This is a genomic window from Actinacidiphila sp. bgisy160 (assembly GCF_965342435.1).
In the GTDB taxonomy this organism is placed as follows: Bacteria; Actinomycetota; Actinomycetes; order Streptomycetales; family Streptomycetaceae; genus Actinacidiphila.
Window position 1 is genome coordinate 1 of sequence record NZ_CBDRCM010000040.1, and the last position, 13,311, is coordinate 13,311.

Sequence of the window (13,311 nt, forward strand, 5' to 3'; positions counted from 1 at the left end):
CGGCAAGGGGCAGATCTTCGTCAAGGGCGAGGTCATCAAGACCGTGCCGGAGTCGAAGATCGTGGAGACCCTCATCGAGGAGGCCATGAAGCTCGCCGAGCAGATGGAGGCCGACGGCGTCACCTCCGGCGAGCCCTCCGTCTCCGTCAGCTGACCCATCATCCCCTCCGCGTCCCGGACCCCCGGTCCGGGATACGGGCGGGCACGGGCGGAACACGCGTTCCCGAGGTAAGGTTCGGGGACTTCCCCCGACCGCTGCGGCCCGTACGGTGAGGCGCCCCACGTGTTGACGACCACGACGACCAAGGTCATGGAGCCCGGCGAACTCGACGCCGCCTTCGCGGTGCTCGACCGCGATCCGGTGGCCAACGCGTTCGTCGCGTCCAGGGTCGCCGTCGCCGGACTCGACCCCTGGCGCCTCGGCGGCGAGATGTGGGGCTGGTACTCCGGGGGCCGTCTCGAGGCGCTGTGCTACGCGGGCGCCAACCTCGTCCCGATCTGCGCCGGCCCCGAGGCCGTGCGCGCCTTCGCCGAGCGGGCGCTGCGCGCCGGGCGGCGCTGCTCCTCCATCGTCGGACCCGCCGACGCCACCGCGGCGCTGTGGTCGCTGCTCGAACCCAGTTGGGGACCGGCCCGCGAGGTCCGCGCCCACCAGCCGCTGATGGTCACCCGCTCGCTGCCCACACGGGTCGAGCCCGACCCGTACGTGCGGCGGGTCCGGCGCGACGAGATGGACGTGATCATGCCGGCCTGCGTCGCCATGTTCACCGAGGAGGTCGGCGTCTCCCCGCTCGCCGGCGACGGCGGTCTGATCTACCAGGCCCGCGTCGCCGAACTCGTCGGCTCCGGCCGGGCGTTCGCCCGCATCGAGGACGGCAAGGTCGTCTTCAAGGCGGAAATCGGCGCCGTTACCCGGCACGCCTGCCAGATCCAGGGCGTCTGGGTCGCCCCCGAGCACCGCGGCCGCCGCCTGTCCGAGACCGGCATGGCCGCCGTCCTGCACTACGCGCTGCGCGACGTGGCCCCCGTGGCCAGCCTCTACGTCAACGACTTCAACGCGCCCGCCCGCGCGGCCTACCGCCGCGTCGGCTTCACCGAGGTCGGCGCCTTCATGAGCGTCCTGTTCTAGTAGTGTCGCCGCCCATGGAGGACGTGGCGGTCGAGCCGATCGACCTGGCGGCACGGGTGGACGAGGCACTGGCCGTCCAGGCGGTCGCCTTCGGGCTGGGCGCGGAGGAGGTCGCCATCCGGCGCCAGATCGTGCTGCGGCACCTCTGCTTCCCCGGCGTCCGCGCGCTCGGCGCGCTCACCCCCGGCGGACGGCTCACCGGTTTCGTGTACGGCATGCCCAACAGCCGCACCCACTGGTGGTCCACGGTCGTCGAGCCCTACCTGCGGCGCGCCGGCACCGAGGCGTGGCTCGACGACTCCTTCACCATCACCGAACTGCACGTCCACCCCGACTTCCAGGGCCGCGGCCTCGGCCGCGCCCTCATCACCACCATCACCGACAGCGCCGACGAGCCCCGCAGCATCCTCTCCGCCATCGACACCGAGAGCCGGGCCCGGCGGCTCTACCGCGCCCTCGGCTACATCGACCTGGCCCGGCCCGTGCACTTCCCCAGCGCGGCCAGCCCCTACGCGGTCATGGGCGCCCACCTCCCACTCGCGCGATAACGCGTTTCCGGCGGCGCCCCGCGGCTCGATATCCTCGGCGGAACGGTACGAAACCCCCTGGAGAGCCCCCATGGTCCTGCGCATGTCCCGGCTGATGCTCAAGACGCTGCGCGACGACCCGGCCGACGCCGAGACCGCGAGCCACAAGCTCCTGGTCCGGGCCGGATACGTCCGCCGCTCATCGGCGGGGGTGTGGACCTGGCTGCCGCTCGGCAAGCGGGTGCTGGAGAACGTCGCACGTGTCGTCCGCGAGGAGATGGACGCCATCGGCGGCCAGGAGGTCCTGCTGCCCGCGCTCCTCCCGCGGGAGAACTACGAGGCCACCGGGCGCGCCGAGGAGTACGGCGACCTGCTCTTCCAGCTCCGCGACCGCAAGGGCGCGCACTACGTGCTCGGGCCCACGCACGAGGAGATCTTCACCCAGGTGGTGAAGGACCAGTGCACGTCCTACAAGGACCTGCCGGTGATCCTCTACCAGATCCAGACCAAGTACCGCGACGAGGCCCGGCCCCGGTCCGGCGTGCTGCGCGGCCGCGAGTTCCAGATGAAGGACTCCTACTCCTTCGACACCACCGACGAGGGCCTCGCCGAGGCCTACCGGCTGCACCGCGAGGCCTACATCAAGATCTTCTCGCGGCTCGGCTTCGACTTCCGCGTCGTCTCCGCCGTCTCCGGCGCGATGGGCGGCTCGGCCTCCGAGGAGTTCCTCGCCCCCGCCGCGGCCGGCGAGGACACCTTCGTGGACTGCCCCGCCTGCGACTACGCGGCCAACACCGAGGCCGTCACCACGGTGGTGCCCCCTGTCGACGGCGCCGCGCACCCGCCGCTGGAGGAGGTCGACACCCCCGGCACCCCCACCATCGAGACCCTCGCGGCGCACCTCGGTGTGCCGGCCTCGGCCACCCTGAAGAACCTGCTGGTCAAGGTCGACGGCGAGATCGTCGCCGTCGGCGTCCCCGGCGACCGCGAGGTCGACCTCGGCAAGCTCGGCGAGCACCTCGCCCCGGCCGAGGTCGAGCTCGTCACCGCGGAGGACTTCACCGGCCGCCCCGACCTCGTCCGCGGCTACGTCGGCCCGCAGGGCCTCACCGGCGTCCGCTACCTCGCCGACCCGCGCGTCGCCCCCGGCACGGCCTGGGTCACCGGCGCCAACAAGCCCGACACGCACGCCCGCAACGTCGTCTGCGGCCGCGACTTCGAGGTCGACCAGTACCTCGACGTCGTCACCGTCGAGCCCGGCGACCCCTGCCCGCGCTGCGGCGCCGGCCTCAGGCTGGACCGGGCCATCGAGATCGGCCACATCTTCCAGCTGGGCCGCAAGTACGCCGACGCCTTCGAGCTCGACGTCCTCGGCCAGAACGGCAAGCCGGTCCGGGTCACCATGGGCTCCTACGGCATCGGCGTCTCCCGCGCGGTCGCCGCGCTCGCCGAGCAGACCGCCGACGGGCAGGGCCTGTGCTGGCCGCGCGAGGTCGCCCCGGCGGACGTCCATGTCGTGGCGGCGGGCAAGGCGCTGCAGACGGAGCTGGCCCTCGAGGTGGCGGAGAAGCTGCACGCGGCCGGGGTCAGGGTCATCGTCGACGACCGCGCGGGCGTCTCGCCGGGCGTGAAGTTCACCGACGCGGAGCTGCTCGGGGTGCCGACGATTCTCGTCGTGGGGCGAGGGGCGGCGGACGGGGTCGTCGAGGTCAAGGACCGCCGGAGCGGGGAGCGGGAGGAGTTGCCGGTCGCGGAGGCGGTTTCCCGCCTCTCGGCGTAGCGGCTGCGGGCCGCTGCGCCGGGCTGCCCGGTTGTGGTGGTGCGCGGCGCCGTTGTGGTCGGGGTTGCGGTTTTCTCCCCCGCCCGTGCCGGCACGATCCGCCCGGCGGCCGCCTGCGGCAGCGGAGCGTACGCCGCAACCGCACCGGCTCCGGCCGGCCCCGGTCCGACGCGGCCTACAAGGCGCCGTGCCCCCGTCGATGCCCGACCACCGGCGACAGCTCGACCAGGTCTTCACCGGCCCGTCTGCACACAGCACCGCGTCGGCGAGCTCGAAGAGCGCATCGGCTTGGCTGTACAAGCAGTCGTAGAAGTCGACCCGAAAGCGGGACAACACGTCCAACGCAGTACCTGCGGGCGGCGTCTCGGCGGGGAGACTCCTGGGCAGCGGCCGTTCTCCCGTGCTCCGTGACCCGACCTCTCGAAGGGCGGAGAACGGCCGCCCCCACTGTCCCGAGAGGAACCGCAGATCAGCAGGTCGAGTGACCTGCGAGGTAAAATGTAGAGTCAAAGCCAGGCCGCGAACTCCAGCAGCAACTCCCCGCCCTGACGGTCGCCCACGGAGAAGGCCCACACGCCCGCCTCCACGGCGCGGAACAGGGACCAGGCCCGGACGCGGTCCCGGTCGACCTCGAGGGAGTCGGAGAGTTTGGCGACCCTCCGGCGGGCCGCGGACTGCGACCCCGGCGTCGCGACCAGCGTCTCCAGGCGGTCGCGGACGAGCCACGCCAGGTCGTACGCGGGGTCGCCCGCGACCGGCTTGGGGTCGATGGCCAGCCACGGCACGCGGTCCGCGGCGAGCACGTTCCCGTGGTGGTAGTCGCCGTGCAGCAGTACGGCCTCGCCCGGGGCGGCCGCGCACAGTTCGTCGCGGACCGCGAGGGCCTCGTCGACCAGGGCCCGGGCCTCCTCGGGCACGTACGGCTGCTCGCGCCGCTCCCGCAGCAGCGCCGCCAGGCGCGCCGTGCGCTCGGCGACCGGCACGAACGGGTGCCCCTCGCCCGGGGGGATCCAGAGCCGCCGCAGGGTGGCGCAGGCCTCGAGCATCGCCTTCTGCTCGGGCAGTGAGCGCAGCGACACGTCGCTGTGCAGGCGCTCCAGCAGGAGCGCCCCCGCTTCGGGGTCGGCCTGCAGCAGGCGGACCGCGCCGCGGCCGTCCCAGCGGGCGAGGGCGGCGTGCTCGTGCCGGGTCTCGTCCGTGACGAGGCCGACCTTGAGGGTCGCGGGGGTGCCGTCGGCCTGCCGTACCAGGACGACCATGCTGATCTGGCCGCCGGGGGAGAGAACCCGCTCCGGCCGCAGCTCCCAGCGCGTGAGATGGTCCGCGACGCGCTCGGGGAGGCCGGCGAGCCAGGCGCGGCCCGCCTCGCCCTGCCAGGCGCTGACCGTGCGGACCAGCCGCTCGGGCGGTTCCAGGTGCTGGGGCTGTGGTGCCGAGGCCATGCGTGGGTACGTCCCTCCTGGTGCTAAACGTTCTCCGCGGCCGTCCGCGCGCGTTCGGCCAGCCCCGGGAAGGCTACGCTGCCCCCGCGCCAGCGCACGGCGCGGACCGCCGCCTCGCGCAGCGCGTCGGCGGCCTCGCGGCGCAGGTCGGCGTCGGCGGCGCGCACGAGGTCCGCGTAGACGCCGGCGACCCGGTCCTCGATCTCCGCGGCGAGGCGCACGGCCGCCGCGCCGTCCGGTACGTCGAACGGCAGGGCGTACGCGGGCTCGGCGGCCACGGGTTCGGCGCCGAGGTCGCCGACGGTGCGGCGCAGCGAGTCGCGGCGGGCGCGGTGCGCGTCGTACGCCTGCTGGGCCTGCTCGCCCCGTTCGCCGCCGACGCGGGCGCCGACGATGCCGTAGCCGTACACGGCGGCGTGCTCGGCGGAGAGTGCGGCCTGGACGGCCTTGAGCAGCGCTTGCTGTGCCATGAGTCGGGTCAGTGCTCCTTGAGCAGCAGGACGTGCCCGGCGCCGCAGGCGGCCACCGAGGCGAGCAGGCGGGCGAGTTCGGGCGGCGCGCCCAGGAGCACGGCGGCCCGGGCGTCGGCGAGGGTGCGTTCGGCCGCCGACAGCGCGGACAGCGCGTCCCCGGCCCGCGCGGGGACGGACGGCGAGGAAGTCGGCGACGGGGTGGACGACGGCGAGGACGACGACGAAGGCGCGGCGGACGGGGACGCGGCCCGCCCGGACGTGCCGAACGCCTCGACGTGGCGGGCCACTTCGGCCCGCAGCGGCCGCAGTCGCTTCGCCAGGTCCGGATGCGCCGCGATGGTGGCGTCGTAGCGCGCGAGCAGCGCCGCGCTGTCCCGCACGGCCCGCCTGCGCAGCGTCACGTTCGCGTCGGCGGACGGCGAGCCCTTCGCGGAAGTCCCCTCGGGCGGTGTCTCGCTGGAGCAACCGCCGAGCAGTCCGGCCGCGGCCGGCAGGACGAGGGCGGCGCGGACCGCGCGCCGGCGGGGAATGTTGCTGAGCGGCACAGTGCCCCTTCCCGTGATCACCTCACGTGAGGGTACCCGCGCGGCGCCCGGGGGCCGTGACGGCGCCCTCCGCTGTGCCGAATCGTCGTTCCGGGGCCCGAACCGATAGGCTTTGGCCCGACACACGACCTTCCACCACAACAGCACACGCGGCCGAGGAGTCACCCGGATGAGCACCACCCAGAGCGAGAGGCTGCGCGGGCTGCTTGAGCCGCTTGTCGCGAAGACGGGGCTGGAACTGGAAGAGGTCAAGGTGACCGCCGCCGGCAGCCGGCGGCAGCTCCAGGTGATCGTGGACTCCGACGAGGGCGCTCCGCTGGACGCGCTCGCGGAGCTGAGCCGGGAGATCTCGCAGGTCCTCGACGACGCCGACGCCATGGGTGGGTCGCCGTATCTGCTGGAGGTCTCCTCGCCGGGCGTGGACCGCCCGCTCACCGAGCCGCGCCACTTCCGGCGCAACGAGGGCCGGCTGGTCAAGCTGACGACGGCCGCCGGTGAGCAGCTCGTCGCGCGGATCCTCGCGGTCGACGAGGAAGGGCTCGACCTGGAGGTCCCGGGTGTCAAGGGACGCAAGCCCAAACCCGCCCGTGTCGCCTTCGGCGAGATCGCCAAGGCGCGGGTGGAGATCGAATTCAGTCGCAAGGACCCGGCCGGTGCCGATACTGACGGCGACGAGAGCACTGAGGAGGCGTAGCCGTGGACATCGACATGAGTGCCCTGCGGGGTCTGGTACGGGAGAAGGAGATCTCCTTCGACCTGCTGGTCGAGGCGATCGAGTCGGCGCTCCTCATCGCGTACCACCGCGAACCGGGCAGCCGCCGCAACGCGCGCGTGCAACTGGACCGCACCAACGGCCACGTCACCGTGTGGGCCAAGGAGGACCCGTCGGAGACCCCCGAGGGCTCCGAGCCCCGGGAGTTCGACGACACGCCGAGCGGCTTCGGCCGGATCGCCGCGACCACGGCCAAGCAGGTCATCCTGCAGCGGCTGCGGGACGCGGAGGAGGAGATCACCTTCGGTGAGTACGCCGGCCGTGAGGGTGACATCGTCACGGGTGTGGTCCAGCAGGGCAAGGACCCCAAGAACGTGCTGGTGGACATCGGCAAGCTCGAGGCGATCCTGCCCGTGCAGGAGCAGGTGCCGGGCGAGGACTACAAGCACGGCACGCGCCTTCGCTCGTACGTCGTCCGGGTGGCCAAGGGGGTGCGCGGTCCGTCCGTGACGCTCTCGCGCACCCACCCCAACCTGGTGAAGAAGCTCTTCGCGCTGGAGGTCCCGGAGATCGCGGACGGTTCCGTCGAGATCTCCGCGATCGCCCGCGAGGCCGGCCACCGCACGAAGATCGCCGTCCGTTCCGGTCGCTCCGGGCTCAACGCCAAGGGCGCCTGCATCGGCCCGATGGGCGCCCGGGTGCGCGCGGTGATGGCCGAACTGAACGGCGAGAAGATCGACATCGTCGACTGGTCGGACGACCCGGCGGAGATGGTCGCCAACGCCCTGTCACCCGCTCGGGTGAGCAAGGTGGAGATCGTCGACATGGCCGCCCGCTCCGCGCGGGTGACCGTGCCGGACTACCAGTTGTCGCTGGCGATCGGCAAGGAAGGGCAGAACGCCCGCCTGGCCGCACGGCTCACGGGCTGGCGGATCGACATCCGGCCCGACACCGAGCAGGTCGAGCGGTAGCACCGGCGGGTAACCAGGGAACAACCGTGCGTCGAATAACCCGGAGGGGTGAGGTCGGCGCGGGGAGGTAGACTAAGGATGTCTGGCCGGACGCATGTCTCAGCACGCCCGGAGCGCACGTGCATCGGGTGCAGGGAGCGAGCGGCCAAGCGCGATCTGCTGCGTGTGGCGATGGTCGGGGAGTGCTGTGTTCCCGATCTTCGCGGTACGCTGCCCGGTCGGGGTGCGTACGTGCACCCCGACACCGTCTGTCTCGACCTGGCGGTCCGCCGCCGGGCGTTCCCACGGGCCTTCCGGGCCCCGGGACCGCTGGACACCGCGGACCTCCGTGGGTACGTCGAGCCGGCACACCGTGAGTAGGCAGGAAGACCGCTCGGGCGACCGTGCGGTCAGTACCCCGCGAGTTGGAAGTAGGTCGAGATTGCGATGAGCACTCGATGAGCACGCGATGAGTACGCCCATGAAGTAGCGACGGTCCGGCGGACGACCACCCCGGACCTCATGAAGGAGCGAAGTGGCTAAGGTCCGGGTATACGAACTCGCCAAGGAGTTCGGAGTTGAGAGCAAGGTCGTCATGGCCAAGCTCCAAGAACTTGGCGAATTCGTCCGTTCGGCGTCCTCGACGATCGAGGCGCCGGTTGTTCGCAAGCTGACTGACGCACTGCAGGGTTCCGGTGGTGGCTCCGCCTCCTCGAAGCCCTCGGCTGCCAGGCCCGCGGCGCCGCGCAAGGCCGCGCCCGCAAAGCCGGCCACGCCCACTCCGGGTGCGCCGGCCCGTCCCGCTGCTCCGGCCCCGAAGCCGGCCGCGGGACCCGCCCCCACTCCCAAGCCCGCCGGTGGCGCGCCGACCCCGGGCCCGCGCCCGACTCCGGGTCCCAAGCCGGCCCCGGCCAAGCCCGCCCCGGTCACCCCGGTGCCGCAGGCGGAGTTCTCCGCCCCGCCGGCCCCGGAGCGGCCCGCTCAGGAGCGTCCGGCCCAGGCCGAGCGCCCCGCCGCCGCGCGTCCCGGTTCCCCCGGCCCGCGTCCCGGCACCCGTCCCTCCGGTCCCGGTCAGCGTGACGGCGGCCGTGGCCAGGGTGGCCCCGGTGCCTCGCGTCCCGGTGGCCAGGGCCAGCGTCCGGGTGCCCCGCGTCCGGCCGGTCCCCGTCCGGGCAACAACCCCTTCACCTCCGGCTCCACCGGCATGCCGCGCCCGCAGGCTCCGCGTCCCGGCGGCGGCCACGGTGGTGCCCCCGGCCAGCCCGGCCCGCGTCCCGGTGGCGCCCCGGGTGCCGCCGGTCCTCGTCCGGGTGGCGCTCCGCGTCCCGGTGGCGGTGCCGCCTCCGGCGGTCCGCGTCCGACCCCGGGCGGCATGCCCCGTCCGCAGGGCGGCGGCCCGCGTCCGAACCCCGGCATGATGCCGCAGCGTCCCGCTGCCGGCGGCGGCCCCGGCCGTCCCGGTGCCGGTCCGCGTCCGGGCCCGCGCCCGGGTGGCGGTGCCGGTCGTCCCGGTGGTGGCGGCGGCTTCGCCGGTCGCCCCGGTGGTGGCGGCGGTCGTCCCGGTGGTGGCGGCGGCTTCGGCGGTCCGCGTCCGGGTGGTGCCCCCGGTGGTGGTGGCGGCGGCTTCGCCGGCCGCCCCGGTGGTGGCGGCTTCGGTGGTCGTCCCGGTGGTCCGGGTGGCCGCGGTGGCACGCAGGGCGCATTCGGCCGTGGCCCCGGTGGTCGTCCGGCCCGTGGCCGCAAGTCGAAGCGGGCGAAGCGCCAGGAGTACGAGGCCATGCAGGCCCCGTCCGTGGGCGGCGTGCTGCTGCCCCGCGGCAACGGCGACACCGTGCGCCTGTCCCGTGGTGCCTCGCTGACCGACTTCGCCGAGAAGATCGGCGCCAACCCGGCGTCGCTCGTCCAGGTGATGCTGAACCTCGGCGAGATGGTCACCGCGACCCAGTCCGTCTCCGACGACACGCTGCAGCTGCTCGCCGACGAGATGAACTACACCCTCCAGATCGTCAGCCCGGAGGAGGAGGACCGCGAGCTGCTCGAGTCCTTCGACATCGAGTTCGGCGAGAACGAGGGCGGCGAGGAAGCGCTCGTCGCGCGTCCGCCGGTCGTGACCGTCATGGGTCACGTCGACCACGGAAAGACCCGCCTGCTCGACGCGATCCGCAAGACCAACGTGGTCGCGGGCGAGGCCGGCGGCATCACCCAGCACATCGGTGCCTACCAGGTGGCCACCGAGGTCAACGGCGAGCACCGGGCGATCACCTTCATCGACACCCCCGGTCACGAGGCGTTCACCGCCATGCGTGCCCGTGGTGCCAAGTCCACCGACATCGCGATCCTCGTGGTGGCGGCGAACGACGGCGTCATGCCCCAGACGGTCGAGGCCCTGAACCACGCCAAGGCGGCCGACGTGCCGATCGTGGTCGCGGTCAACAAGATCGACGTCGAGGGCGCGGACCCGACGAAGGTGCGCGGTCAGCTGACCGAGTACGGCCTGGTGGCCGAGGAGTACGGCGGCGACACCATGTTCGTCGACATCTCCGCCAAGCAGGGCCTGCACATCGACAGCCTGCTGGAGGCCGTGGTCCTCACCGCGGACGCCGCCCTGGACCTGCGGGCCAACCCCGAGCAGGACGCACAGGGCATCGCGATCGAGGCCCACCTCGACCGCGGTCGCGGCGCCGTGGCGACCGTCCTGGTCCAGCGCGGCACCCTGCGGGTCGGCGACACCATGGTCGTCGGCGACGCCTACGGCCGTGTCCGCGCCATGCTCGACGACAACGGCAACACCGTCGACGAGGCCGGCCCCTCGACCCCGGTCCTGGTGCTCGGTCTGACGAACGTGCCGGGTGCCGGCGACAACTTCCTGGTGGTCGACGAGGACCGTACGGCCCGTCAGATCGCCGAGAAGCGTGCCGCCCGCGAGCGCAACGCGGCCTTCGCCAAGTCCCGTCGCCGGGTCAGCCTGGAGGACCTGGACAAGGTGCTCAAGGCCGGCGAGGTCCAGCAGCTCAACCTCATCATCAAGGGCGACGCATCCGGTTCGGTCGAGGCCCTGGAGTCCTCGCTGCTCCAGCTCGACGTGGGCGAGGACGTGGACCTGCGCATCCTCCACCGGGGTGTCGGTGCGGTCACCGAGACCGACGTCACCCTGGCGGCGGGCTCCGACGCCATCATCATCGGCTTCAACGTGCGGGCCGAGGGCCGCGCCACGTCGCTGGCCGAGCGCGAGGGTGTCGACGTCCGCTACTACTCGGTGATCTACCAGGTCATCGACGAGATCGAGGCGGCGCTCAAGGGCATGCTCAAGCCCGAGTACGAGGAGGTGGAGCTCGGCACCGCCGAGATCCGCGAGGTCTTCCGCTCCTCCAAGCTCGGCAACATCGCCGGTGTGCTCATCCGCTCCGGCGAGGTCAGGCGCAACGCCAAGGCGCGCCTGCTGCGCGACGGCAAGGTCGTCGCCGAGAACCTCAACATCGAGGGTCTGCGGCGCTTCAAGGACGACGTCACCGAGATTCGTGAAGGTTTCGAGGGCGGTATCAACCTCGGCAACTACAACGACATCAAGATCGACGACGTCATCGCGACCTACGAGCTGCGCGAGAAGCCTCGCGTCTGATCGAGGGACACATGACCGGGGCCGGTTGGCGGAGGGTAAATTCCGTCGATCGGCCCCGGCCGTTGCCTTTACTGTGGTGATTGCTGTTCACGGTGTTCGCACCGTTCACGACGAGGCCCCACAGGTCGGCTTGACCTGATGCCCATGTATGTAGGGACGCTGTCCTTCGACCTGCTTCTCGGCGACGTCCGCTCGCTGAAGGAGAAGCGGTCCGTCATCCGGCCGATCGTGGCCGAGCTCCACCGCAAGTTCGCGGTGAGCGTCGCCGAGGTCGACCACCACGACCTCTACCGCAGGGCCGAGATCGGCGTGGCGGTCGTGTCCGGGGACCTCGGGCACATCAAGGACGTCCTCGGACGCTGCGAGCGCTGGATGGCCTCGCGCCCCGAGGTGGACCTGCTGTCGGCGCGGCAGCAGGTGCACGGGGACGACGACTGACACTCACGTACCGAAGCGTGAAGAGAAGAGAGAAGAGCACGCATGACCGACACCGCGCGGGCGCGCAAGCTGGCGGACCGCATCCGGGTCGTGGTCGCGGAGACGCTCCAGCGGCGGATCAAGGATCCGCGGCTGGGCTACGTGACGATCACGGACACCCGGGTCACCGGTGACCTCCGGGAGGCGACCGTCTTCTACACGGTCTTCGGTGACGACGAGGAGCGGGCCGCCTCGGCGGCGGCGCTGGAGAGCGCCAAGGGCGTCCTCCGCTCGGAGGTCGGACGGCAGACCGGCGTGCGCTTCACGCCCACCCTGACGTTCGTCGCCGACGCGATCCCGGAGAACGCGCGCACCATCGAGGATCTGCTCGCCAAGGCCCGCCTGGCCGACGAGGAGGTCCGCAAGACCGCCACGGACGCCTCCTACGCCGGCGACGCGGACCCGTACCGCAAGCCGGCCGAGGACGAGGGCGACGACGAGGGGGAGGACGGCGCCCGATGAAGGACGGGCTTGTCATCGTCGACAAGCCGGGCGGTATGACCTCGCACGACGTCGTGGCCCGGCTGCGCAGACTGGCCGGGACGCGGCGCGTGGGGCACGCGGGCACGCTGGACCCCATGGCCACCGGCGTCCTCGTCATCGGCGTCGAGAAGGCCACCCGGCTGCTCGGGCACCTCGCGCTCACCCGCAAGGAGTACGAGGCGACCATCCGGCTCGGCCGGAGCACGGTCACGGACGACGCGGAGGGCGAGGTCACGGCCGCGGTCCCCGCGGACGGGGTCACCCGCGAGGCGATCGACGCGGCCATCGCGCCGCTGACCGGCGACATCCTGCAGGTGCCGTCCAAGGTGAGCGCGATCAAGGTGGGCGGCGTCCGGTCGTACGCCCGCGTGCGCGGAGGCGAGGACTTCGAGCTGGCGGCGCGACCGGTGACGGTCTCGTCGTTCGTCGTGCGGGACGTCCGGCACGTGCCGCTCGAAGGCGGCGACGTGGTCGACGTCGACGTCACGGTCGAGTGCTCCTCCGGCACGTACATCCGGGCCCTCGCGCGTGACCTGGGCGCCGGGCTCGGCGTAGGCGGCCACCTCACCGCGCTGCGGCGCACCCGCGTCGGGCCCTACGGTGCTGGCCTCGCCCGCACGCTGGAGCAGCTGACGGAGTCCTTCGCGGTGCTGCCCATCGCGCAGGCCGCGGCGGCGGCGTTCCCCCGGTGGGACGTGGACGCCCGGCAGGCGCGGCTGCTCGGCAACGGCGTGCGGCTGGACGCGCCGCCGTCCCTGGGCGCGGTGCCCACGGCGGTGTTCGGGCCGGAGGGGGAGTTCTTGGCGCTGGTCGAAGAGCGGGAGGGCCAGGCCAGGATCCTCGCCAACCTCGGGTGACGCTGCGCTGCGCTCGCGTGCCAAGTGGTTGTGGTTGCGGTCCGTTGTCGTGTGCGGGTTGTCTGCGCCTGCGGCGGAGTTCCCCACCCGCCCACCCGCCCGCCCGATTGCCCGGCACGATCAGTGCGGGCCTGCGCGCGTGCGTGGATGGGCCGGGAACGGGGCCTCCGGGGCTGGGCATTCTGGACCGCATACTTATGTGCATGGCGGGCGGTTCAGGTTGTGCCGTCTGTGCTGCACAACACATATGCGTCAGGGTCCAGAACGCCCACCCCTACGACCCCGCCCCCTCCGTCGGTTCCGCGGCCAACGGCCGG

General features: G+C 72.7%; 13 protein-coding genes and 1 pseudogene. 11 read left to right on the top strand and 3 right to left on the bottom strand.

Annotated features, from left to right (window positions below):
* The 4 genes and pseudogenes from ACRWNP_RS26355 to ACRWNP_RS26370 form a co-directional block, all read left to right on the top strand.
* Nucleotides 1-154, top strand: a pseudogene (locus ACRWNP_RS26355) (flavodoxin-dependent (E)-4-hydroxy-3-methylbut-2-enyl-diphosphate synthase); the annotation flags it as partial.
* Nucleotides 155-283: 129 nt separating this feature from the next.
* Nucleotides 284-1,129, top strand: coding sequence for a GNAT family N-acetyltransferase (locus ACRWNP_RS26360; protein ID WP_431965507.1), 846 nt, complete (start codon nucleotides 284-286; stop codon nucleotides 1,127-1,129).
* Between the two features lie 14 nt (nucleotides 1,130-1,143).
* On the top strand, nucleotides 1,144-1,677 hold the full coding sequence (locus ACRWNP_RS26365) for a GNAT family N-acetyltransferase (RefSeq protein WP_431965509.1): 534 nt from the start codon (nucleotides 1,144-1,146) through the stop codon (nucleotides 1,675-1,677).
* 70 nt (nucleotides 1,678-1,747) lie between these two features.
* Entirely contained in the window at nucleotides 1,748-3,436 is a 1,689-nt protein-coding gene (locus ACRWNP_RS26370) for a proline--tRNA ligase (RefSeq protein ID WP_431965511.1), read from the top strand.
* 506 nt (nucleotides 3,437-3,942) lie between these two features.
* Here ACRWNP_RS26370 and ACRWNP_RS26375 read toward each other — a convergent pair.
* Genes ACRWNP_RS26375 through ACRWNP_RS26385 form a run of 3 tightly spaced genes read right to left on the bottom strand, consistent with a single transcriptional unit; the run spans nucleotide 3,943 to nucleotide 5,917 of the window.
* Nucleotides 3,943-4,878: an aminoglycoside phosphotransferase family protein gene (locus tag ACRWNP_RS26375; RefSeq protein ID WP_431965513.1), complete on the bottom strand. Its 936-nt coding sequence runs from the start codon at nucleotides 4,876-4,878 to the stop codon at nucleotides 3,943-3,945.
* Between the two features lie 23 nt (nucleotides 4,879-4,901).
* Nucleotides 4,902-5,348 (bottom strand): ferritin-like domain-containing protein, encoded by a 447-nt coding sequence (locus ACRWNP_RS26380; RefSeq protein ID WP_431965515.1) that lies wholly within the window; start codon nucleotides 5,346-5,348, stop codon nucleotides 4,902-4,904.
* 8 nt (nucleotides 5,349-5,356) lie between these two features.
* Nucleotides 5,357-5,917: a hypothetical protein gene (locus ACRWNP_RS26385; protein ID WP_431965517.1), complete on the bottom strand. Its 561-nt coding sequence runs from the start codon at nucleotides 5,915-5,917 to the stop codon at nucleotides 5,357-5,359.
* 148 nt (nucleotides 5,918-6,065) lie between these two features.
* On the opposite strand from ACRWNP_RS26385, the gene rimP reads away from it, so the two are divergent.
* The 7 genes from rimP (at nucleotide 6,066) to truB (ending at nucleotide 12,994) form a co-directional block, all read left to right on the top strand.
* On the top strand, nucleotides 6,066-6,590 hold the full coding sequence (gene rimP / locus ACRWNP_RS26390; RefSeq protein WP_431965519.1) for a ribosome maturation factor RimP: 525 nt from the start codon (nucleotides 6,066-6,068) through the stop codon (nucleotides 6,588-6,590).
* A gap of 2 nt (nucleotides 6,591-6,592) precedes the next feature.
* Nucleotides 6,593-7,579 carry a transcription termination factor NusA gene (gene nusA / locus ACRWNP_RS26395; protein ID WP_431965521.1) on the top strand — a complete coding sequence of 329 codons (987 nt, stop codon included), beginning with the start codon at nucleotides 6,593-6,595 and terminating at the stop codon, nucleotides 7,577-7,579.
* A gap of 78 nt (nucleotides 7,580-7,657) precedes the next feature.
* Entirely contained in the window at nucleotides 7,658-7,939 is a 282-nt protein-coding gene (locus tag ACRWNP_RS26400) for a YlxR family protein (protein WP_431965523.1), read from the top strand.
* 154 nt (nucleotides 7,940-8,093) lie between these two features.
* Nucleotides 8,094-11,177 carry a translation initiation factor IF-2 gene (gene infB / locus ACRWNP_RS26405; protein ID WP_431965525.1) on the top strand — a complete coding sequence of 1,028 codons (3,084 nt, stop codon included), beginning with the start codon at nucleotides 8,094-8,096 and terminating at the stop codon, nucleotides 11,175-11,177.
* A gap of 144 nt (nucleotides 11,178-11,321) precedes the next feature.
* Entirely contained in the window at nucleotides 11,322-11,615 is a 294-nt protein-coding gene (locus ACRWNP_RS26410) for a DUF503 domain-containing protein (protein WP_431965611.1), read from the top strand.
* A gap of 42 nt (nucleotides 11,616-11,657) precedes the next feature.
* Complete coding sequence (rbfA, locus tag ACRWNP_RS26415; RefSeq protein WP_431965527.1) at nucleotides 11,658-12,116, top strand: 30S ribosome-binding factor RbfA; 459 nt, start codon at nucleotides 11,658-11,660, stop codon at nucleotides 12,114-12,116.
* Nucleotides 12,113-12,994 carry a tRNA pseudouridine(55) synthase TruB gene (gene truB, locus ACRWNP_RS26420; RefSeq protein ID WP_431965529.1) on the top strand — a complete coding sequence of 294 codons (882 nt, stop codon included), beginning with the start codon at nucleotides 12,113-12,115 and terminating at the stop codon, nucleotides 12,992-12,994. The genes rbfA and truB overlap by 4 nt, the downstream gene beginning before the upstream one ends.
* The last annotated feature ends 317 nt before the right edge of the window (nucleotides 12,995-13,311 follow it).